Annotated in this window: 15 protein-coding genes and 2 pseudogenes; 12 read left to right on the top strand and 5 right to left on the bottom strand. The window is 55.3% G+C overall.

The features are described from left to right. Window positions 1-797: 797 nt before the first annotated feature. The gene (locus B0G38_RS22570) at window positions 798-2,390 is read right to left on the bottom strand and encodes a tyrosine-protein kinase domain-containing protein (protein WP_264671547.1); all 1,593 of its coding nucleotides are present in this window, start codon (window positions 2,388-2,390) and stop codon (window positions 798-800) included. Between the two features lie 320 nt (window positions 2,391-2,710). On the opposite strand from B0G38_RS22570, the gene B0G38_RS22565 reads away from it, so the two are divergent. The 4 genes from B0G38_RS22565 to sufU all read left to right on the top strand — a co-directional run bounded on the left by B0G38_RS22565 (window position 2,711) and on the right by sufU (window position 6,008). After that, window positions 2,711-3,316, top strand: a complete 606-nt coding sequence (locus B0G38_RS22565; protein WP_264671546.1) for a 50S ribosomal protein L25/general stress protein Ctc — start codon at window positions 2,711-2,713, stop codon at window positions 3,314-3,316. Window positions 3,317-3,324: 8 nt separating this feature from the next. Then, on the top strand, window positions 3,325-3,912 hold the full coding sequence (gene pth, locus B0G38_RS22560) for an aminoacyl-tRNA hydrolase (protein ID WP_264671545.1): 588 nt from the start codon (window positions 3,325-3,327) through the stop codon (window positions 3,910-3,912). A gap of 302 nt (window positions 3,913-4,214) precedes the next feature. Beyond that, window positions 4,215-5,531: a cysteine desulfurase gene (locus B0G38_RS22555; RefSeq protein ID WP_264671544.1), complete on the top strand. Its 1,317-nt coding sequence runs from the start codon at window positions 4,215-4,217 to the stop codon at window positions 5,529-5,531. Next, window positions 5,532-6,008, top strand: a complete 477-nt coding sequence (sufU, locus tag B0G38_RS22550; RefSeq protein WP_264671543.1) for a Fe-S cluster assembly sulfur transfer protein SufU — start codon at window positions 5,532-5,534, stop codon at window positions 6,006-6,008. Window positions 6,009-6,058: 50 nt separating this feature from the next. Here sufU and B0G38_RS22545 read toward each other — a convergent pair whose 3' ends face one another. Beyond that, entirely contained in the window at window positions 6,059-6,703 is a 645-nt protein-coding gene (locus B0G38_RS22545) for an LPXTG cell wall anchor domain-containing protein (RefSeq protein WP_264671542.1), read from the bottom strand. Window positions 6,704-6,851: 148 nt separating this feature from the next. Next, window positions 6,852-8,735, bottom strand: a complete 1,884-nt coding sequence (locus tag B0G38_RS22540; protein WP_264671541.1) for a DUF4012 domain-containing protein — start codon at window positions 8,733-8,735, stop codon at window positions 6,852-6,854. Window positions 8,736-9,110: 375 nt separating this feature from the next. Here B0G38_RS22540 and B0G38_RS22535 point away from each other — a divergent pair, with 375 nt between their 5' ends. The 7 genes and pseudogenes from B0G38_RS22535 (at window position 9,111) to B0G38_RS22510 (ending at window position 15,604) form a co-directional block, all read left to right on the top strand. Further along, window positions 9,111-10,085: an NAD-dependent epimerase/dehydratase family protein gene (locus B0G38_RS22535; RefSeq protein WP_264671540.1), complete on the top strand. Its 975-nt coding sequence runs from the start codon at window positions 9,111-9,113 to the stop codon at window positions 10,083-10,085. After that, window positions 10,039-11,964: a glycosyltransferase gene (locus B0G38_RS22530; protein ID WP_264671539.1), complete on the top strand. Its 1,926-nt coding sequence runs from the start codon at window positions 10,039-10,041 to the stop codon at window positions 11,962-11,964. Before B0G38_RS22535 ends, B0G38_RS22530 begins: the two co-directional genes overlap by 47 nt. Next, window positions 11,965-13,233: a lipopolysaccharide biosynthesis protein gene (locus B0G38_RS22525; RefSeq protein WP_264671538.1), complete on the top strand. Its 1,269-nt coding sequence runs from the start codon at window positions 11,965-11,967 to the stop codon at window positions 13,231-13,233. It begins immediately after the preceding gene. A 104-nt stretch (window positions 13,234-13,337) separates the two neighbouring features. Continuing rightward, window positions 13,338-14,384, top strand: a complete 1,047-nt coding sequence (locus tag B0G38_RS22520; protein ID WP_264671537.1) for a glycosyltransferase — start codon at window positions 13,338-13,340, stop codon at window positions 14,382-14,384. Window positions 14,385-14,562: 178 nt separating this feature from the next. Beyond that, window positions 14,563-14,901, top strand: coding sequence for a hypothetical protein (locus B0G38_RS22515; RefSeq protein ID WP_264671536.1), 339 nt, complete (start codon window positions 14,563-14,565; stop codon window positions 14,899-14,901). 54 nt (window positions 14,902-14,955) lie between these two features. Further along, window positions 14,956-15,048, top strand: a pseudogene (locus B0G38_RS23385) (hypothetical protein); the annotation flags it as partial. 394 nt (window positions 15,049-15,442) lie between these two features. Continuing rightward, complete coding sequence (locus B0G38_RS22510; protein ID WP_413542104.1) at window positions 15,443-15,604, top strand: transposase; 162 nt, start codon at window positions 15,443-15,445, stop codon at window positions 15,602-15,604. 175 nt (window positions 15,605-15,779) lie between these two features. Here B0G38_RS22510 and B0G38_RS22505 read toward each other — a convergent pair whose 3' ends face one another. After that, window positions 15,780-17,180 carry an O-antigen polymerase gene (locus B0G38_RS22505; RefSeq protein WP_264671535.1) on the bottom strand — a complete coding sequence of 467 codons (1,401 nt, stop codon included), beginning with the start codon at window positions 17,178-17,180 and terminating at the stop codon, window positions 15,780-15,782. Window positions 17,181-17,807: 627 nt separating this feature from the next. Continuing rightward, a pseudogene (locus B0G38_RS23420) lies at window positions 17,808-18,917 on the bottom strand (transposase). Between the two features lie 843 nt (window positions 18,918-19,760). On the opposite strand from B0G38_RS23420, the gene B0G38_RS22495 reads away from it, so the two are divergent. Further along, on the top strand, window positions 19,761-21,209 hold the full coding sequence (locus B0G38_RS22495) for a hypothetical protein (protein ID WP_264671534.1): 1,449 nt from the start codon (window positions 19,761-19,763) through the stop codon (window positions 21,207-21,209). The last annotated feature ends 640 nt before the right edge of the window (window positions 21,210-21,849 follow it).

Below are 21,849 nucleotides of genomic sequence, written 5' to 3'. Positions count from 1 at the left end.
TTCAACTCCTTGCATGAATCCAGTCTTAACGAGGCAGGAAAATATTCCAGCAGGCGCGCCTTAAACCCCCCCAAAATTATTCAGCGCATTCCTAGCAGGTGACCTGACCATCATTGCCCGAACAGTCAAAGCAGTTGTAGCTAAAGAGGGAGCCTACTAGCGAGACTTCGATTCTCCTCAGCACGGCGATCCGTCTCCGGGACTTCATCAAGGGTCCCGGAGACATTTTTGTTGCTCACTGGCGTTGGAGAAAGTAGGGATGAGCGATAATTGCGAGCACACCCGGGACTGACATGTTAGGTTCTGTTTTGAAGAGACAGTGTTGGGCAGGTCTGAGTTTGTTGAACTGCGGGGGCCGCTTTTTGAGACTGGTCTGGAGGAGTGAAGGGCGGTTGGGTGGACTGTTCTCGACTGGTAGGGTCAGGTTGACACGCGCGCGTTGGTTCGGCTGTCTGCTATGTGCTTGTGCGAGCCGAACCGGCTGGCACTTGTATCCATATGGCACGCCAGGTCCCGTCGTTGGCGTCCTCGAGCAAACCCATCCCATTAGGAAGGCAACCGCCGCGTTGACAATCTTCGTGGTGTTGGACCCGATTCATCCCTCCGGAATTACTTGTAGCTCAGTAGGTGGGCCGACACTCCTAGGACTGCGGAAGTCAAGGCGTCTGAGCCGTGGATTCCTGTACTACATCGAAGCACGTAACCCTCGAAAGTGGTCTTGGATACGCGTTCGCCCTCGGAATCCGCAGAAACCGAGGGCGAATGCAAGCTTCTAGTGTAGACCGGCCCTGTAGCTGCTAGCGTCTAGAACGCGGCATGCGGGGATCGGAGACTGGTTGGCCGCTCAGTAGGGCCGAAAATTCTTCCTCAGACTTGGAGGCGAAGCTCGGGCTGGGGGAAGGCGTCGGAACGGCGCGGCGCGGCTGCTTCAGCTTACGGCGGCCGCCTTTCTGCGTGAGATCCTCTTCATCCTGCTGGTAGTACTGGCCGTAGTATCCGTACTGGGCCGCGTCCGCGCCTTGGGTGGGCACCCGGTTGAGGATGGCGCCAAGAACATGTGCATCAACCCGTCCAAGGTTTCCCAGCGCCTTGTCGAATGCGTCCATTGTCGTTTTGCCTGCATTGACTACTACCATGGCACCATCTGCCACCTTGGAGAGGATTGCGGCGTCTGTGACAGGCAGCAGCGGGGGAGCATCGATGAGGACCGTGGCATGTGCCGCAAGCTGTTCGAGCATGTCCGCCATGGCATGGGAACCAAGGAGTTCGCTGGGATTTGGGGGCACGCGGCCGGCACCGAGAACTGCTAGGTTCGGTACTTGGCCCCATACCTGCAGCACGTCTTCGAGGTCTGCCTGGCCGCTGAGTACGTCTGTGACTCCGGCACCTGGAACCAGGTCGAACATGCTGGTTACAACCGGCCTGCGCAGGTCGCCGTCGACAACTACCACGCGCTTACCTGCGGCCGCGATAGTGACAGCCAGGTTGGCCGTGACTGAGGACTTGCCTTCACCCGGCACCGAACTGGTCACGACAATGATCCGAGGGGGATTATCGACATCCACGAAACTAAGGTTCGTGCGAAGTTCACGCAGGGCCTCGGACATAGCGTGGCTGGCCCGGTCGCTCTGGAACTCGACGGTTCCCGTTTCGACAACTTTGCGGTGATCCTGCATCCGCCGGTCCATCGGGATGGTACCGATGACAGGGACACCGAACTGTTTTTCGATCATTTCTGCGGAGCGAATCCGGCGGTCCAGATGGTTGCGGATCAGCGCGTAAGCCAAGCCGAGCATCAGACCAATAACGGCTCCGATGGCCAAGGTGAGTTTCATATTAGGTGAGACCGGTGAGGTCGGCAGCGCCGCATCTGCGAGTGCCACAATCTGCACAGCGGCTTCTTCGGCGCCCGTGCCAGATGTCTCGATTTCCTCCACCTGATTCATCAGGGCCGTGACCCAAGCATCGGCTAGGTTCCTGGCGTCCGCCGGATCCTCGGAAGACGCAGTGATGCGAAGTTCTGCCGTATTCAGGGGGGTTTCGACTTCAATCCGCTCTATGAGCTGAGCCGGCGTTGTGTTGAGACCCAAGTCGTTGATAACAGCCTGGGCAACAGGGCGCGTAGTGGCAACGCTGGCATAACTGGTCGCCTTGGACTTCGCTAGATTGTCGCCCGCCAGAGTTTGGTTAATGTCTTCGCCGGCGCCGGCCGTCACGAGACCCATTGACTGCGCCTCATAGACAGGCTTCTGCAAGAACGTCCAGCCGAAGGCCAGTAGGGTTACCAGAAGCGTGATGGCGACGATGCCGCGCCAGTATGTGTGCAGGACCCTGAGATAGTCCCGGAGCTCGAGCCCTTGCGGCTGCTCTTCGGTTTGGTTCAATTCCACGAGACTCTTGCAGTCCTTCCAATGGCGGTCATCTGGCCCCAAGTCAGCCTAAAGTCTAACGCAGGTTACATGAACGGAAGGTAGCGAGGCCTCGCTTTGCCGCGTTCAAGTTAAAGATTTCATTTTCCGTACCGTCACCTGCGGATTCGGTCACTCAGCGGCCCGCTGATAGACTTTGCAACGATGCCTAGGCGAGGGAACTCTATAGATCTTGTGGAGTGTCCGTTATCGACGGTGGCTAGATAAGATCCTTCTAGACATTTTCCTGTAGCTCCGGCCATTGAACCGTAGAGAATCCTATTACTCCCAAGGAGACAGATATGTCTGATCTGAAACTGGCTGCCGAAGTCCGCAGCGAATTCGGCAAGGGCGCTGCCCGCCGCGCGCGCCGCAACGAGCAAATCCCCGCAGTGATCTACGGCCACGGCGCAGAGCCGATGCACATCCTGCTGCCCGCCAAGGCAACCACCCTTGCACTCCGTACGTCCAACGCTCTGCTGACTCTGGACGTCGAGGGCGAACAGCACCTCGCCCTCGCCAAGGACATCCAGCGCGATCCGATCCTTCAGATCGTTGAGCACGTGGACCTGCTCACCGTCCGTAAGGGCGAAAAGGTGCACGTCGACGTCAACGTCCATGTTGAAGGAGAAGTTGCTCCGGGCGCTGTCCTGGAGCTGGAAGAGTACACCGTAGCAGTGGAAGCCGACGCTACGGCGTTGCCGGAGTCGGTCACCATTAACGTTGAAGGACGCCAGGTGGGCGAGCACATTTACGCCCGTGATTTGGAACTGCCGAAGGGGACCACCCTCGTGATCGAGGCCGACACCTTGATCGCCGCTATCTCCGCTCCTACCGTTGCTGAGGAAGCCGAGGGAGCTGAAGGCGGCGCTGCAGAAGCTGCTGCTCCCGCTGAGTCCGCCGAGTAATCCTTTCAGTGAATGGCAACACCTGGCTTGTAGTCGGGCTCGGGAACCCCGGACCCGGCTACAGTCATAACCGGCACAACATCGGGCAGATGGTCTTGGACGAGCTCGCCTCCAGAATTGGAGGGTCGTTTAAGTCCCACAAGGCCCACGCCCAAGTGCTCGAAGCACGGCTTCGTATCGGCGGGCCGAAGGTGATCCTGGCTAAACCGCTCACCTTCATGAATCTCTCAGGAGGGCCGGTGTCAGCTCTGTCGAAGTTCTTCGACATTGCACCCGACCGTGTCGTCGCGGTGCACGACGAGATCGACCTCCCCTTCAACTCCCTCAAGCTGAAAATGGGCGGCGGGGAAGGCGGCCACAACGGTCTGCGCGACATGTCCAAAGCTCTCGGGACGAAAGACTATTATCGGGTCCGCGTTGGCGTGGGGCGTCCCCCTGGCAGGATGGATACGGCGGACTATGTCCTCAGGGATTTTGGAACCGCAGAGAAGAAGGAACTCCCGTTCCTGATCGATTATGCCGCGGATGCGGTCGAGTTGATGGTGGACGAGGGGCTGCTGGCGGCGCAGCAGAAGTTCCATGCGAGGATCAGCTAGACGAAACTGACTTGAACGTCTAGTATCGATTGTCGGGAGGGCGAAAGCCATCCTGCCGAGCGCTTTTGTCGCTCATAGCCATATTGGCTCCGAAAGCGGGGGCCGACGATGGGCGGCCTCTGAGACTGGGCCACCCCCATCCCATCGTCGGTCCCTTTTTGGCGCCTGGATGCACGTCATCCGGAAGCAAATTAGGCGCCACTCACATGACCTCTGCGGGCCGAGCATGGGAAGATTAGGACAGAGTTGTCTTGCGTATTGCGGACAGCTGATTCTATCCAGTCAAACAAGGAGCACCCGCAGTGCCTGTGGTTTCCACTCCAACAACGCTGAAGCACTCCGTCGGCGCCATCGACAACACCGAGGTCCTGCGTATCCGCAATGACTTCCCCATCCTGAACCGGGAAGTCAACGGACACCCGCTGGTCTACCTGGACTCGGGCGCGACGTCGCAGAACCCGTTGAGCGTTATAGAAGCCGAGCAGGAATATTACGAGCAACGTAACGCCGCCGTCCATCGCGGTGCGCATAGCCTTGCCGTCGAAGCCACTGACGTCTATGAGGCTGCCCGGGAAACGGTATCTGGCTTTATTGGCGCCCGCACCAACGAACTGGTCTGGACTTCCAACGCGACCGAGGCTATCAACCTCATCACCTATGCCTTCTCCAATGCCACCGCGGGTCGCGGGGGAGAGGAAGCCGAACCCTTCGTGCTGAAGCAGGGCGACGAAATAGTCGTGACCGAGATGGAACACCACGCCAATCTGATCCCTTGGCAGGAGTTGGCGTTCCGCACCGGCGCTACTCTAACCTACCTGCCGGTAGACGACGACGGCGCCCTGCAACTTGAGCATGCCAATACCGTGATTACGCCACAGACGAAGATCCTGGCGTTCACCCACGCATCCAATGTTCTGGGCACGATCAACCCGGTCGAAACGTTGGTGACGATGGCCCGGGAAGTAGGTGCCTTCGTGGTGCTAGATGCTTGTCAATCCGTGCCGCACCTGCCTGTGGATGTAAAAGCGCTCGATGTCGACTTCGCTGTCTTCTCCGGTCATAAGATGCTCGCGCCCACCGGTATCGGCGCGCTCTACGGCAAGGCAGAGCTGCTCAACGCGATGCCGCCGTTCCTGACCGGCGGCTCCATGATCACTACAGTCACCATGGAGCACGCGGCCTACCTTCCCTCACCTACACGTTTCGAAGCCGGAACACAGCGCATCTCCCAGGCCGTGGCACTGGCGGCCGCTGTGAACTATCTGCAGGAAACCGGGATGGACCGTATCCACGCGTGGGAAGTTGAGCTCGGGCAGCGCCTCGTCACAGGTCTGGAGCAGATCGACGGCATCCGGGTCCTCGGCCCGGGAGCCGGCTCCGAGAGGATTGGTCTCGCAGCCTTCGATGTTGACGGCGTACACGCCCACGACGTGGGCCAATTCCTGGACGACAAGGGCATTGCCGTCCGCGTGGGCCACCACTGTGCGCAGCCACTGCACCGCCGGCTCGGCTTGATAGCTACCACCCGGGCCAGCACCTATCTGTACAGCACCACCGACGATGTCGATGCCTTCCTGGAAGCTGTCGCCGGAGTCCGCCCGTTCTTTGGAGTGAAGTAAGTGAGTTCCGAGCTGCAGCAGCTGTACCAGCAGATCATCCTGGAGCATGCCAAACTCCGGCACGGCGCTGGCCTGGCAGAAACACCTGAGGGTGACAAGGTGGGGGAGTCCCACATGCTCAACCCCACCTGCGGAGATGAGATCACCCTGCGTGCCGCCGTGCACGCAGACGGCCAGGAGCGGACGCTCTCGAGCATAAGCTGGGACGGGCAAGGCTGTTCTATCTCCATGGCGTCCGCATCCGTTCTCTCCGACATGGCGCTTTCCATGGAAAGAGATGAGCTCATGAAACTCGTAGACCAGTTCCGTGAGGTAATGCGATCCCGGGGCAGCCTTGAGGCTGACGAAGAGATCCTTGGTGATGCGGCGGCGTTCTCAGGCGTCTCTAAGTACCCAGCACGCGTCAAGTGCGCCATGCTCGCCTGGGTGGCATTGGAAGAAGCTCTTCTGGCAGCCAACTCGAGGATACAGAAATAACAATGCCCGGAACCGATTGGTTCCGGGCATTCTTGCTACGTCAGGGTGGACTAGGCGTTCTTGCGGCGGGAAACTACCACTGCGGTAGCGCCTGCGCCGAGTGCCAGCACGCCAGCGCCACCCCACAGCAGCGCACTGGAGTCGAGACCAGTGTCAGCCAGACGGTCGCCATTGGCGACTGCGTCATCGCTGGCAGCATCCGAACCGGCTCCGGTTCCGCCTGCGGCTGAGTCATCAGTTCCACCAGCTACCGAACCATCGGCAGCTCCGTCAACGGTCACGGTTGCAGAGGACTCGACGCCGGATTCTTCACCAACGGCGGTTAGCAGGTACTCGCCGGGAGTGTCCAAGGCGATTTCGACGGCCCAGTTGCCATCGGCGTCGGCCTCGGTGGAAAGGTTGTCGGTAACGGTGGCGGGTACGATGACTCCAGTCACGCCAGCGCCGAAGCCACCGCCAATGCCAGTCCCTCCTGCTGAGCCGGCCGCGGTGGGCTCATTTAGCAGTGTAATGGTGATGTTGACGGTTTCACCGGGCGCGAAGTTCGATCCGTTGAAGATGAAAACCTGTCCGATGTTGACAACAGAGTCGTTGACGGAAACGTTGATGTCTTCACCGGGGTAGGTGAAGTCTCCAGCCTGTGCAACGCCGGCGCCCAAGAAGGTCAGCGATCCGGCAATGGCCAATGCGGTCATGGTCTTTTTCATAAGTGATCCCCCGTGGGTCAGGTTGAGTGCAGGTGCAACGCGATATAACTTTGTTCAGTTTTGACGGTACCAGTGATGAAACGTTTGCGGCAACTTGAGACAATTCACTTCATCAACGTTTAACCCCATGTTAACACTAGGACGTGCAGTCTGAAGCAGAAGAAGTGGATTTGACCACATCGGATAGCGATTGAATGGTGGGTGTTACCCGTAGCTCTGGTTCTGCCGTCTCAAAAAGTGTGGAGAACTCGAACTCGACAGTTGTGCTTTCTCCGGGTTTTAAAGCTACGGTCACTCCGCCCACATGGCTTGCACCATGACGGTAAGAACCGAATGGAACCGTGTCGCCATCTCTGGAAGCTCCATCGAGGAACCACTCCGCTGGGCCGTATACGTAAACGTTCGTTTTGACGGTTCCCGGATCTACACCGAAGGCACCACCACCGGTAACGTAGTCTGGTAACGATTCCGCCGCGTCTGCTGGGGCCGTATTCGTAAGGGTTGTTTGGACGGCATAGCGGTAGTAACCGTCAGGCTGGCAGCGCTCCAGGAGTTGCACTTCCCGTTGAACGTAGAAGTCCATCTTGGCGCCGGTCCCGTCGTTGAAGTAGACCCCGATAGATGGTTCTTTTGTGGCTACGGAACCACCCAGAACCGAGTCGCCGATAACTTCCTGCTCAGCCTCCGACTCCGACCACACGAATAGCCGTTGATCTTCCATACTCTTCTGTATTGCCTTGACCAGCTTCACGGGATCGGCAGCACCACTAGTCATGCCGGAGAAAACGTCCTCGGCAACGGCCGCGAAATATGCATCTTGAGCCGACGGCTCTTCGACCTCGCGATACACGTCAGAGAGAAGCGTTTCGGTGACATTGTCCGCCGTTAGCGTGACAGGAAGCTGCCCCGTATCAACCGGAAGCTCATTCAACGAGCTGAGCTTGACAGGGCCCGTCGCCTCCAAGAGATACGACAGAACAACCGGATCAATGGCTAGGACACCGTCGATCTCAGTATCTGCGTTTTTCTCTTCCCACATAGACTGCGCCGTCCTGGCAGCAGTGGGGAAGTCAGGTGTGAGGTTCACACTTTGCATAAACCCACCAATGCGAGTGCTGTAAATCTTCTCTTGTTCTTCGTCGACATCTAACGGCGGATTGAACCGACCGAGGTCTGATGCGCTGCCGTGATCTGTTAGCTCGATTTCTCCGTCACTTGTCTTCAGCACCACTAGCGCGCCGGCAATGCCTCCGGTGGCCCGGACCTCGGCATTGTTCTGTACTAGCATCAGAAAATTCCGGTCACCGTCTGCACCGAGCATTGAAGGAAGAACCTCCGCGGCTGAAGACGCGCCGTCAAGAGACTGCCGGACGGTGTCCAAGGCTGACGTTGCCTGGTCAAGGGGTTGTGACAGTTGCGGCACAAGCCGTTCCTCATCGATAGCAGTGAGACTATCGTGGGCAGCGTTGGCAGTCGAAGCCGCTCGAGTCAATTTAGGCGTCAGCTCCTGAACCGACTGCAAGTCCATCTTTCCGTCATTAGGAATAAACGCGTCGAGTCCGCCAGGTTCAACGGAGTCCATCAGGGGAGCAGCAGCGTTGACTACGACGTCGGCTGCCACAGTCATGTCGGTAACTGCGGCGAAATTTTGACCAAACCAAGGCAACATTCCAGCTGCTCTCCATAGCGGATCGGATCCTGCGACGCGTGCTTCAGCTGTAAACGCTTCTATCCCTTCGAGACTGACGGTGGCATCTTCGAGGCGGCCCTCGATAATTGCTGTTTGCAGGGTAGGCAGAAGCTGCGTTGCGGCTTCCAGATTGTCTTTAACCTGTACCGCCCGGAAGGCCAGCCAACCTGCAGCCACAACTAATACCAAACCAAGTGCCGCGAGAGGCAAAAGGATTCGAACCAGTGCTCGTCGTTGTTGTTTGCGGCCTGTTGCGGACTGCCGACGCTTAAGTACCGTCACCACACGTCCCTGGTGTGCTTTCGTCGTGGTTCTTGCACCGCTCGGCATTTTAGTCCTTCACTGGATGATGGGCGTGGCACTATCGTCCACCTTAACGAGATCCGGACGTCGGACGAAATGTACTACCCTGTGGCTGCCTAACTAGGAGCGCAACACGAGAGCTACGCACAAGTCGCCGGTCGACTGCTCGGAGTTGCTGCAGGGTTCCCTCCTCACCAGCGGTCGATTCAGATATTCTGACTTATCAACGAGATCCACCTGCCTGCATCGCAAGGCGATTCACCTCTGCTCCTAGCCCTGGCGCGTAACTTATGCGCGGTTATAAAGGAGCATTGACGATGTCGTAAACTGCTAAGGTGGTCTTTCTGTGCGCTAGGCCGCTTTGGCTTTGTGTGACAGATGCGAAATCGAATGGGGAAATAAATGAAGTTTGTGGTTACAGGCGCTGCTGGATTCATAGGTAGCCGACTGGTTGAAAGTTTGTTGTCCGAATTTTCGGACGCAAGTGTCGTCGGTATCGACTGTTTCACAGACTACTATCCAAGGAGCATAAAAGAGCAAAACCGGACGGCATCTAGTGAGCGCTATCTCTTTATTGAGGACGACTTGCTTAGCGCTGATCTCAGTTTCTTGCAGGGTGCAACAGCCATATTCCACCAAGCTGGTCAGCCAGGTGTCCGAAAGTCCTGGGGGCAGGAATTTGTAGAATATACACGGCAAAATATTGACTTGACGCAAAGACTATTGGAAGCGTCGCTCGAAATCGACACATTAGAGGCGTTCGTATATGCGTCGTCTTCCTCGATCTACGGTGATGCTGAACGCTTCCCAACAACGGAAGACGATTTGCCGGCTCCCAAGAGTCCGTATGGGGTGACCAAGTTAGCGGCGGAGCAACTTGCCAGCCTCTACGCAAAGAACTTCTCCCTGCCAACGGTTTCTTTGAGATACTTCACGGTCTACGGTCCGGGGCAACGCCCTGACATGGCCTTCAACAAGTTCATCCGTTCGGCCTTGGAGGGCCGCTCGATTGAGGTGTATGGAGATGGGGAGCAGATCCGTGAATTTACTCATGTCGATGACATTGTTAAAGCGAACATTCTTGCTTGGCGAAAGCGTCCCGCACCGGGTTCAGTGATCAACTTATCTGGGGGCGCTTCAGTGAGCGTAAATGAAGTCATCGAGGTTATCCGGCAAATTCATGCAGCACCTATCGCGGTCGACTACCAAGAAACTGCGTTGGGAGACGTCCGAAGAACAGGAGGAAGCACCGATCTCGCTGCACAACTCCTAGAGTGGAAACCGTCCATAGATATAGAGACGGGACTGAGATCTGAATATGAATGGTTAAGTGCCCAAAAAACCTTGGGGCAGGCTGACGCGGAAGAGTGGGCCTAATATAGTGGAGCAGCAGATGATTTCCGTTGGGATACCTTATACGGATCAAGGCGAGATGCTAGCGGAGGCCATTCAATCTGTCCTGACCCAAACGACAGATAATTGGGAACTTATCCTCTTCGGTGACGCACCAAATGCCGAAACGGAATCAGTGGCCTTTCGCTTCCAAGATGAACGGATACGGCACTATAAGAGTGAAAAACGTCAGGGTTTGGCCGCTACTCTTAACGAACTTGTGAAGTTGGCTAGAGGCGAGTATTTTGCCCGGATGGACGGGGATGACATTATGTTCCCGAACCGTTTGGAAGTACAGGCCGACCATCTGCTGCGTAATCCGAAGATTGATGTTGTGGGGACTCACGCGTATCTGATAGATGATTCTGGATGCTTGGTCGGTGGGTTCGTGGAACCAGAGCTTCCGCTCACGAGCAACGGTTTCCTTACGAGCAATGCTTTTACTCATCCAACTGTTCTAGGAAAGACGGATTGGTTCATAAGGCACCCGTATGACGAATCCCTGCTGCGCGGCCAGGACAAGGAGCTCTGGTTGCGGACATCTCCCACCTCCAGTTTCGACAAGCTTACGGATAGATTGTTGTACTACCGTGTATCAAGGGCAATGGATGCTAAACGGCAGAAGAGAAATTCGGAATATGACCGCATAATTATTGAGATGTATTCATTTATGGCCAAGAGCAGATGGGAAATACATCTTCGAAAGGCCAAATCGTTGGTCAAACAACAATTGTTCGCCCTTTTGACGAGGTCCGGTCTCTCCAACGTGCTATACGCGAGAAAAGCTGAACTGTTATCTGAGGAAGAGTTCAGCGCCGCGAGTAGGCAGCTAACGAATATTCAGCAGGCTTCAAGAGCAGGTCAGAGGCCATCCGTTCTCGCAGTAACGGTGACCTATGGAGATCGCTTTGATCTGGTCCGAAGAACTGTAGAGAGTGCGCTTGAAGCGGGGTGCAGCGAAGTGCTTGTGGTCGATAATGGTTCTGAGTTCGATAATTCCACTCGTCTAAACGCATACTTTAGTGCTGAGAAGAAAGTAATCGTTACCCGTCTGACATCGAACGAAGGGTCTGCTCCTGGTTACAGCGCTGGCGTAGGAGCGGCCCTTGAAACTTCACATGATTTCTTCTGGCTACTAGACGACGACAATGTCATAACGCAGGGGAATGTGGATTCGATGTGGAACACGCATCGACAACTGAAAACTGTCTCTGATGTTGCTGGCGTGGCTGCCTTCAGAACCGAGAACCCTCGACAAGCCCGAGTCGTCGAAGGCATCGATCACGTGCATGCTTATCCACCGAGTGGTTCCTTCTTGTACTTTGATGCTCTCCATTTTATGAAGCGGAAGTTTTTGCGCGCACGTCCAAACACTCGATTCACTCACACGCCTGAAATACCGGTAGCACCATACGGAGGGTTATTCCTGGATCGGGAATCCGTTGGTCGAATTGGGCTTCCCGATATGCGGTTCGGCCTCTATGAGGACGATTCTGAATGGACGTCGAGAATTGCACTTCAAGGAAGACTTGTGTTGCAACCAGGAGTGATTGTAGATGACATTGACACTAAATGGACTCAGGAAGCTCAGGGTATCGGACCAGCACGAATCATAAATTCCTCCACAAAGGGGCGTATATATTTTGCAGTTCGAAATCGAGTTTACCTTGACAATCAAGTCTTGAGATCAAAATCGACAAGAATCAGATATTACTTTAATAAGAGAATCTATCTCTTGATCACGAGGATGCTGGCGAATTCGCAACGATCGTCTGCCAATTTTGATGTATTGAGACGAGCCGTACAGGCTGGCGAAGCGGGCGACTTCCAAATATCTTTCACTCCAGTGGAGAAGTCCGATTGAATGAAACGGTTGAAGATAAGTGAGTTCCTGAGGTCAGGAGCAGCAAAAACCCTCGTGTCGTATTTAGTGGGTTTTGCGACACAAGGTGTGTACTTTATAGTTTTAGCGCGCGCGCTAGGAGCGCAGGAATTTGGTCTTTGGGCTGGTGCTCTTGCCTTGACCGCTGTGTTTTCCGGTCTCGTCGGCCTAGGAAGTGGACAAGTCCTAGTCCTACAAGCTGCGAATGATCGTCATCTACTCAACAGCCAACTAGGTACCGCTCTTGTCTACATTATTATTTCAGCAGTTCCTTTCGGATTGATCGCATGGCTATTGGGGATCTATACGAGCCCGGAATTTGTGCGGGTGCTACTACCACTCCTGTTTTCTGAGCTGGTTGCTGTGAGGATATTCGACTTGGCTATCCAGGTGTTTCAAGCGTGCGACGATATGACGCGCAACTCGGTATGCCGAATTATGGGAGGTGCTGTACGCGTTGGGGGGTTATTCGTCGCGTGGTCGGCAGGATTAGGTGATGCAATCACATGGTCCATATGGTACGCAGTCATCACCGCATGTTCGGCGCTGCTCTCTCTTGGATGGGCAGTGAGATTTCATGGAGCACCTAAGCTTTCCCTGACGTCCCTTCGCAACACTTGGAGATCCGGCACATTTTTTGCTTTGGGAATGTCGTCGAGAACCATCTATATGGAAGCTGACAAGTACATACTTAATAAGTTTCTATTCATTGATTTCGCCGGGGCTATGTCCGCTTCAACTCGCATTGTCACAATGGCCTTTGCTCCCATTCAAGCTATCGTTTACTCGTCTAATACTACGTTCTTTCGGGAAGGAAGGAACGGGCCTGAAGCGTTGTGGCGCTCGATGAAGCGACCCCTCCTTTTCTCTATTCTATATGCAGTCGCTGCGGCAATTCTGGTCATAATTTGTGCTCCGCTTGTGCCAATCGTGTTAGGTGACAGTTACCAAGAGGCAAGCCAGATGCTGTATTGGTTGGCCTGGGCTCTCTTATTCAATGGCATTCATTACCTGTTTGGTGATGCGCTTATGGGCCTAGGAAAGCAAGCAATACGCAGTGTTGCACAATTCTTGATTGCCGCGGTTTCCGTCGGCGCCAACATCGTTCTTATTCCACTTTTTGGGCCGAGCGTTGCTATTTTCGTTTCTTTGGCGTGCTCCTGTTTGTTGGCCCTGTTTATGCTTTTTATGTTCATTGCTGTTTATAAGCGCGAGAGTGGGCAAAATGAATTGCAATCGCTGGAGGTCTAGTCGTTGTGTTGCCAGGTGGTCAGATTTTGGGCGAGTATTTGCGACGGCTCTTCGGCGCGTAGTTGTTGCGGACCTAGCAGGATCAAATTGAGAGGCAGCAAAAGGTGAAGCAAGGTCGGAGTGTTCTACATATTACTGAGAGCTTTGCAAGTGGTGTTGCCTCCGCAATCACTCAATACAGCAAAGTACTCCCTGAGTTCGAACACCATCTACTTGGAGGGGAACGAAGCGGCGATTTCATTGACAGCGGTGAAACTAGCAGCTTTCTTACTGTGAGAAAGCTTCCGAAAAGACCTCTTGCAGCGATCCGTGCGATCAAGCTTGCTATCCGTGAACTCAGTCCCGATGTAATTCATGCTCATTCTAGCTATGCAGGCTTCTTCGTGCGGGTAAGCCAAGTTTCGACTCGTCAACGACCCATAGTGTACACACCACATGGTTATGCTTTTGAACGAGCGGATTTATCTCCTTTTTTGAGGACAATATTCCGGTTGATCGAAGCTGCGCTGGCCCTCAACACCTCGGCTATTGCCGCGTGTTCACCCCGGGAGGCCGAGCTCAGCAAATACCATTTTCGCCGTCACCGAGTCGTTTACGTACCAAATGTGTTTGAGCTACCATTTCCTTCTTTAGATTACGGTGCGTCAAGTAGTTCCATCACTGTTGTTGGTTCAGGACGAATAACGCCCGCACGTGACCCGGGATTTTTTGCTGCCGTTGCCAGAATAGTGCGTCAAACCGATTCCTCGGTTCGATTTAAGTGGATTGGCGCGGGCGACGCGGAAGACACAGCTACGCTCATAGCATCTGGTGTCGAAGTCACAGGATGGTGTTCGAGACAAGATGCGCTTGAGCATTTTGCAGCAGGGAACATTCACTTACATACTTCTGCTTGGGATGGCTTCCCGATGGTAATCCTTGAGGCGAACGCCTTGCGAATTCCCAGTATCGTAAGGAATATTAAAGCTTTTTCGTCTGTACCATTGAGTGTCGTCGGGACGAGTGTGGAGGACGTAGCGTCGATCGTCATCGACATGTCGCAGGACAATGACAACTGTCGTAGCGCGTTAGAGTTATGGGACGACTTCCTCGCAGAGAATAATCGGATTGTTCAAGCTTCGAGGCTTGCTTGTAGTTATGGCATTCTCTGATGGTTCTACCTTCGGGAACTTCGGACATTGCGGGTCTTCGCATTCGGGCATGGTTCGGAGTCTAAGGACCTTTGAAATCGCCGCTGTCCGATAGGGCGGCGGGCCGAGTCAGGGGGAAGAGGTCGTGACCTCTTCGAATTGATAGGGACCAAGCAACCAATCCTTCAGAGGCCCTGACATGTTGCATGGTCCTTCCTGCCCGGACGGGCACTGGTGTTCCCGCGCCGTCGCCTGGGCCACCGACGCTCTTGAACGTTTCGATACGTCCGACTCAGCGTTGGTCCTGCAGCTGGGCGTCTCTTGGCACACCACCTGGAACGCCATCCTGCCCGATCCCGATCCGCGTACCGGCAGCACGGACCGGCTCCGGGGCATCAACGCCTCGGGGCGGATTAGCATGAAATGGTCGCGCACCGGCCCACCGGGCGCCGGCATGGTCAGCGGAATCATCGAGTATACCCGCGACGCCGACGGGGAGGTCCGCGCCTGCCTGCTGGACCTCGTCGAAGGACGCTAAGCGCCCGCCTACGCTGACTGGCTCAAAGACCGGGACAACCAATTCACTGCCGGCATCGAGACCGCGACCCTGGATCCGTTCTGCGGCTACGCCAAGGCGATCCGTGACGAACTGCCCGAAGCGACCACTGGTCTGGACGCGTTCCACGTCGTGAAGCTGGCTGACGCCATGGTCGATGACGTCCGGCGCTGGGTACAGCAGGAAACCCTGGGACACCGCGGCCGCGCGGGCGATCTGCTCTGAGGATCCGTCGCACCCTGCAGATCGGCGCCGAACACCTGACCGAGAAGGAGGCTGCACGACTGGACGCTACACTCGCCGTCGGCGACCGGCGGTACGAGGTCAGCCTCGCCTGGCAGCGCTATCAGCAGGACCGATCCGTCTGCCACGACCGCCCGGAGAGGGGACGTGAACTCGTTGCCGGTTCCTCGCCGCGTTCCCTACCTGCCCGATCCCCGAAGTCGCCATACTCGGTCCACCCTGCGCGCCTGGAAATCAGCAATTCTGGCCTACTTCGATACCCTGGCCTACTTTCGACACCGTGGGCGCCTCCATCGGTCCCAACGAGGCCGTCAACGGCGTCATCGAAACCACGCACAGAATCGCCAGGGGATTCCGCAATTACACCAACTACAGACTCAGGTCGTTACTCGCCGCCGGCGGCAATCGACCGTACCGGGAGAAATCCAGCAACCATGTCTAAATGCGACGAGTCCGTTTACTCTGTAAGTATTATCAGAAACGCCGCAAGAAGGGCGGCCTGATCTTGCGCCGCAGCCGCGGAATTCACCAGGAAAGGCGGAGAGCCGGAAAGCCTTACCAGTACTGGAGATTGACTTTATTTACGTCTGCTCCAACATTGTTTCCACATCAGAAAATCAACGCTGATTGGAAAGGCCAAAATACTGCACATCACCACGAGGATTTCTACGAGAGTAGAGTATCTTAGGCAGCAAATAGATGCTGAGGAACGTAAAATAGATGTACCTGAAATCTCCGAGAAGTGCATTTACGAAGAATGACCACACAAGTGTAGTGACTAAAAAACTGGCAGCGGGGATCCATCCAAGGTTCCCTCGGGTCACATTCCTTATAGCGAGGGACGCCAAGAACCCCAAAATCATCGAAAGGGCAACCACGCCTGCCCAGCCAAAGTCAAGGTAGAAGTCGAGAAATGAGGTTCCAGTGTTTGTAGTGAACTCATGTCCGTAAATTTTGACGGACATATAGTCCAAAGAATGCGGAGCAATTGGAACCGGTAGCCCGAGTCGATTTAATAATCCCGAGAGTCCCGTAAACGTGTAGGACCCATAGCCTGGATAAGGAGCTACTTCGCCAATTACTTCAGCAGGAGGAGTGGATAAGCTGAATCCGCTTCCCATCCGCGCATTGAGCCCTGCAACAGAAGCGATCAGGTACTCCATCAATGATTGGAAGCCTGTGGAATTATTCGAGCTGGCATTTCGAAGTTGAAGCGGTACTAATAAAACCGGCAGACACATCACGCCACCTACAATGACGGCGATTCGCGATTTTTTGGGCCGTTTCCTCGTGGTTGTATTCGATGGTCGCCCGTTGAGTATCTTATAATGGCGCCCAATGAAATATGCGGCAATCACAAATAACAATACACACATCACAAAGGAGGTTCGCTGCAGGCTTAGTAAGCTATAGCTCGCCGATATGAGCAATGGTACAACAGCGGCTAGTCTCTTCCCTGCCGACCACAAGACTGCTCCAGTGTAGATGGAGAAGTGGCCAAGAAATAAAACGTAACCTAGGATGCCCGTGACTATTGAGCCCGTGCTAAAGCCCTCTTGAACTACTTCAACACGATATTGATCATATTGATGTTTGAATTCATTTCCCAAAAGTCCTGATGGTGAGAAAACCGCCGATAGACCTCCGAGTTGTTGTATTACGGGCCATGCATCTAGCACCTGCAAGAGGCTATAAAACACCAGAATACCGTTGCTTAGCCAGTGAACTCTGGCTACGCGGATAAGGTCTATCTTGGGGAGTGGCTTTGTTGGTGAAGCGCTAACGAAGGGAACGACCCAACCGATTATGGCTCCAATCGCGATGCTGGCAACGCCGGTCGTTATCATAGTCCAGGCGCCTGTTTTCATGACCGGCTGAAGGCTCTGTGGCAGGCTGGCCAGAACCATAATGAGAGCCCATGGTATGGCCAGTGCAGTCAGAGCGTTTAGGCCGGGCATGCGCAGAGCTCGGGCGACGACACACATGCCGAGACACAATGCGAGGAACAGGTAAACCAAAGATCTCTCCCGGATGATCGACCGCCATTCGAGAACACGCCGAATTGCGCAGTTGCTGCGGTCGTGGTTGCTGTCGGACGTAGCGTCTATTCTTCAGCTCTCCATCCTATAGGGGGAAGCACTCATGCGGCGATTTGTCATGCGAGCGTTGGTTGTACTCAAAATCGCACCTTGAAGCGTCGACCCATTCCTCAGAGCGCGACTTGGTTGGAATGCAGGCCTGCAAGAGGCCCCCACCACCACGGGACATAAGGTCACGCCCTAATCCACTGGACCGGACAACAGTCCGATCAAGGTGTCGAGGTCTTCTGGAGTTAAACATGCGACCCATTTGCCTTCCTCGATGGTTTGCTGGGTCAGGGCTTCGAGGAAGAACGTCCCTGTGCCCGAGGGGCCGCAGACCTCAGGGTTGTCCTTGCGACGAACCCATTCCAGGTATGCAGGGCTTGCAGCATCGGTGCCGGGATCGAAGACGGTGTGCCGCTTGACATCGCGAAGGTTCTTGCCGGTGGGAAAGGCTGCTGCTTTGCTTCGGTGGCGAGCATCGAGCGCGCGCGTGCCCCGGGTTCCACGTTCCCGGTGGTGGTCTTCTTTCTCTTGGCAGGGACGTCCATCAGTGGGTGCGTCTCAGGTCTTCAGGATCGCGCCGGCGTTTCTGACCCTAGCTGCGATCCGGGAGTTTGCCTTGAGCACGGTGTTGATCAGCGGCAGTTCCGGGGCGGTGTCGGGCAGGATCAGATGGTTGCGCTGGGGCCGGGTGATGATCTTCCCCGCAATGGCGAAAAGCCGATAGCGCCAGCGTTTGACGTCCCCAGGCCTTCGGTATCACATGCGTGGCGTTGATGACGCACGTGTCGGTGCGGTCGTTGCCGTCCCGGTTCAGAGCCGGCTCCTAGTACCTTTTTCGGTTGATCCAATCGATCGTGTGGGCCTTGCCGACCGGGACCGGGTAGGACATGGAGAACTGCGCCCCCGGGCATGCAGGTGCCAGAGGAATTTCCGTGAGGCACCGGCGCTGTCGGTGCGGACCAGGATCTTCTCGCTTTGAAGGGCCCCGCCGGTATCGAAGAAGGTCTCGGGGAGCTGGGCGGTCGCGACGTCGAAGACGCGGATATGGTCATCGGCGCTGTTCGCCGTGGCGTTGCCCGGGCGCAGCAGGGCCGCCAGGACCTCCCCGTTGCGATAGCCGGCACCATCGTCGCAGGAGGGAACGTACGGGGCGAAACCGTAGCCGACCTTATACGTTCCGGCGACGTTTTCCTTATCTGATCGCGACGTCACCAGGGTCGCGTCAAGGTCGATGATCAGCGGTTCCGCAGCCGCCCTGCCCGCGGGGCTGCGCTTCGCGGCCGCGTCCCAGACTCGGGAACGCAGTTCGCGGGAGTGTGTTTCGAAGCCATACGCGAAGAGTTCCGGGTTCGCCGCAGTGCGTTCCAAGAATCGCGAAACGGTCGGGTTCGAGGGTAGCGGCCCAATGAGGCCGGGCGAGGCGCGCAGCATGTCCAAGTCTGCCACGTGCTCACCGCCAGCGGCCAGCATCGCCGCGAGTGAGCCGAGGACTTTGCCGGAGAGTGCTGCGCACCCGAGGGGACGAACTGGCCAGCCGGTTCTCGCAAAGCCAACCGAAACCGAGCGCGTCCATAAAGCCTGGGAGGACGCTGAGCCCGGCGTGGGAGATCAGCGACTGGCCGGTAAAGTGACAGGAACGGACGGAAAATCACGGGTAAGATTAGACACCGGAAGGGTGCTGCTTCACTGTGCGGAATAACGGTCTCGACAATAATTATTTCCCAGCCTCAGAGCACTCTTTCCCTGTTTAAGCTCACGCATTCAGACACTCACCCATGAAAACCGCGGGTTAGTCGCCCGGGTTTAGTGATGTGCCGGCGGACCCTCTCGTCGCCGCGCCGGTATGCATCCCTAATCTCGGCAACGGTGGCGCTGGTGGAGCGCTCCGAGAACTGGTAATCCAATGCGGTGAGCTTCCTACGTGCAACATCCACGAGGATCCTTGCGTCGGATTATCAGCCAATTCCTCGGTCTTTATGCTCGCTTACATGCGGCAGACCTGGCTGATTGACCGCTCTGCGACGTCTTTGACCGGTGTAAAGAAATCGAAGTCGAGGGCGCCACAGGACATTCGAGCACCAGCTTCGCTGTCAACTCGTCGCCGGGATGGCGTCGTGGGACTACTACGAGTCCTGAAACAACCTGAAACCTCTCAATACTGAGGCCGACCACCAATTACCAGCGGTCATCGAAATTGTGTGCCTCATAGTTACGTCGATTAGTCATCCCCCAGAATCAGCAACGAACTGGATAAGAACTTAAATTTCGCTGCTGTGGCCTGTCCCAGAACGCGAACACAATGTTGTTGGCATCATGCATTTCACGGTACGTTCATGGATGAATGAGGAGCCTAAAGAATAGAATAGACACAGATTTTAGAGTGATGCGGAGCGCTGAAAGTGTGTCATATTGTACGTTCCTCCAACCTTTTCCTAGGTGTATGACGCAAGTATGAGGCTTATCAGTTGGGGAACTGATTCCAAAGCAATAGTTGAATCAGGAGGCGCACACGTGTCGACATTTGAAATACCATCATTCGGGCGACGAGCAGCTTTATCGCTGATCGCCGGGTCGACTGCTGGCTCGGCGATTTCAAGCCTACTGGGCAAAGCCGAGACAGCAGTAGCACCATCAGGTATGTCCACAGCTGAGTTCGAGTTGGCAATCGCGAAAGAAGTGCGTGCTGGGGGTCCAAGAATAAGCTCGGCGGCACCGGTAGGCCAAACCCGTCAAGCAAATACCGGTCGATCAATCGTAGGAGTGTTTCCGAATGCAGTCTTAGCTATCAGTTCCTATGGCCTAGCTCAGAATGAAAACAGCTCCATTGGCCCAGCACATTGGGTGGGCAAAAATCTGCCACCTGAAGCCGCATCAAAGGCTGAGAACGCAGGGCATGTTGCAGTAATACTCTTTAAAGGAATGTATTACATGCAGATTCTGCGGCAAGACAACAGTTTGCCTATTGTGGTACGCGCTAAGCCAGCCCTTGGGACAAGCGCTTTCGTATGGTCAGAGCCGCTAATTACAGGTGCCAGAGGATCCGCCATCATCTCGACAGCTCTATCTGCAGATGACCAGTTCATATATTGGGGCGAATACGGAGACGCGTCAGAGGGACCATCGGTTTACCGATCGGCTAATGGCACGGATTGGGAAAGAGTCTTAGGGCCCGGAGGTTTTACCTCTAGGCATGTCCATGCCATAGCAGCCGATCCCTATAATCCCGGTCATGTTTGGATGACAACGGGGGATGCTGGGAGCAGTGGTTGGGTCTACTATTCAACGGACTATGGAGCAACATGGGTCAAACCACGTTTCGGGGCCATGCAAGCCTGGCAGGCCGTTCAAATCAGTTTCGATAGCGATTGGATCTACTTTGCTTCTGATGTGACAACCGGATTGGTGGTCTACAAAGCGGACAAGTCAGCTCATACTCCTCGATGGCATGCAAAGGAATCCCATCGGTATATGGCCGTGCCTAATGGGCTCCCATCCCGTCGAATAACGGATTTGCAGCTTGTAAAAGGATCCAATAAGTTATCCTCAATCTCGGCGAAATTTTCCGCTCTGGACATTGGTTCACGCATTCGTACAGAAGGCCAGGACTTCATACCCATTGACACTTACATACAGGCTGTCGAGTCGCCAACAGTAGCGTACGTCTACAGTAGCAAGTCTGCGACAGCCACAGTGAACACAGCAAGAGCTATATTAGGTGGCGAGACGTGGGGCGTAATGCCTTACTACGGTGCAGTTGACCCAGACACTGGAATATATTATTTTGTCGGCTTCAATGGTGCCAGCGGAGGAAACGTTAATGGTCTCTTTGCTGTATGGCCGGATGGAAAAGTAATACTGCTTGATTTCTTGCCTGCATATCCTGACGCCAGAGTGTTTATTAGTAAGGAGCGTAATTGTGTTCTCGTATATGGATTCTGGCGGCCATTGCTCTCCATCTGAGGAGTAATCATTCGTCCAAGGTGAACGTCGTTCAGGCCAAGGGCTGCTTTCGGGCCCACCTGTCCTAACAGAATGATCGCTCACTCGCCGATACTCAATCCGAGGGCAAGGCGCTAAGTGCGCCTCGGCTAATAAACCTTATCGGTTTGGGTGCCGTTACCTTTTTGTCAACGCGACTACGGATGTTTTTGCCTTGAAGCGCTCCACCTCGGAGTATGACACATTTAACGGTGCCGCATCGGCGGTTGAGGACGATGAGTCGGTGGTTAGTTGCGTTTCTTGCCTTAGGCTCGACGACCGTGATTGCGGTCGTCCGTGGATTCGTCGTGAAAACGGGTGCTAGTCATGTGAAGGGACCATAGCCCTGCTGTGGTGTATGCCCGTAAGGCATCCTGCAATGACAGGAGCTACACGACTTGACAGAGGTTGCGCCGCGCACCCTGATGCTGCCATTGCGATCGAGAACCTGCCCGGTTACAGGTTCATCACCGCCGCCATCCTGACATTCGCCAGGGGCGCTTCCACATGGAGACAACCATTTAATCGGCTCTCCGCGTTTCGTGGTGAAATCCACTGCTGCGATGCATGATCAGGCCGCCGTTCTGGCGGCGCTTCTGAGCATAATACGTGCGGTGTAATT

It is taken from the genome of Crystallibacter permensis (assembly GCF_025960875.1).
GTDB lineage: Bacteria > Actinomycetota > Actinomycetes > Actinomycetales > Micrococcaceae > Crystallibacter > Crystallibacter permensis.
The sequence above is the reverse complement of the archived record's forward strand: the minus strand, read 5'-3'. Positions and strand labels throughout refer to the sequence as shown.

Bases quoted from the DNA above. Each gene is read 5' to 3' on its own strand.
- B0G38_RS22515 (WP_264671536.1), top strand. From the start codon at position 14,563: ATGTTGCATGGTCCTTCCTGCCCGGACGGGCACTGGTGTTCCCGCGCC.
- B0G38_RS22545 (WP_264671542.1), bottom strand. From the start codon at position 6,703: ATGACCGCATTGGCCATTGCCGGATCGCTGACCTTCTTGGGCGCCGGC.
- B0G38_RS22540 (WP_264671541.1), bottom strand. From the start codon at position 8,735: ATGCCGAGCGGTGCAAGAACCACGACGAAAGCACACCAGGGACGTGTG.
- B0G38_RS22525 (WP_264671538.1), top strand. From the start codon at position 11,965: ATGAAACGGTTGAAGATAAGTGAGTTCCTGAGGTCAGGAGCAGCAAAA.
- B0G38_RS22535 (WP_264671540.1), top strand. From the start codon at position 9,111: ATGAAGTTTGTGGTTACAGGCGCTGCTGGATTCATAGGTAGCCGACTG.
- B0G38_RS22565 (WP_264671546.1), top strand. From the start codon at position 2,711: ATGTCTGATCTGAAACTGGCTGCCGAAGTCCGCAGCGAATTCGGCAAG.